Raw genomic sequence first — 679 nt, forward strand, 5'->3', positions numbered from 1 at the left:
CTCACAGATGGCTCCCCTTCTCAATCTGAGAATCTAGCTACATCAATACTCTCAGGACTTTTCTGCACCACTAAGCTTGCAACGTGTGCTGCGATTGCGCGATCGACAATTGCAGCGCCTCGACATCATCAGGATGCACACAGTCCCAAACGACACTGCTATCGGCCAATGCCCGCTCCGGCGCAAAGCCATAAAGATCGGCAAATCCAGAACTGATGTAAGTGAAGGCATCCGAGCCCTCTGGACAGAGCCGATAGCCATAGAGCACACCGGGCAGGTTGCTTGCCAACCGTTGAAAGCGCGTTTCACTTTGCCGCAGGGCAATTTCAGCAGTTTTGCGCTCGGTAATATCCAAGATCAGGCCATCCCAAACAATATCGCCGCTGTCGCAAGCTTGGGGCTGGGCCGATACCTGGAGCCATTTTTGGGGCTGGGCCACCGGGCCAATGCGCCATTCCGCAGTCCACACGGTGAGGCTCCGGGCCGATCGCAACAGGGCATTGCGCAACGACTGCACATCGTCAGGATGCACCTGACGCCACCATTGATTCACATCGGCTATTGCCGACTCCGCCGAGATGCCCCACACCTCGGCACAGCGGGAACTGATACCAATTCTCTATAAAGCTGCATAGAATAGAGCCTCAAGGATAAAGTCATAGCCGGTCAAGGAGGCGAT

Annotated in this window: 1 protein-coding gene; it reads right to left on the reverse strand. The window is 55.2% G+C overall.

What is annotated here, in order from left to right; all coding sequences use genetic code 11:
• Positions 1–70: 70 nt before the first annotated feature.
• Positions 71–616 (reverse strand): PAS domain-containing protein, encoded by a 546-nt coding sequence (locus JUK32_RS08425; protein WP_309224516.1) that lies wholly within the window; start codon positions 614–616, stop codon positions 71–73.
• Positions 617–679 lie beyond the last annotated feature (63 nt).

The sequence above is a fragment of the Halomicronema sp. CCY15110 genome (genome assembly GCF_016888165.1).
Classification (GTDB): domain Bacteria; phylum Cyanobacteriota; class Cyanobacteriia; order Phormidesmidales; family Phormidesmidaceae; genus Halomicronema.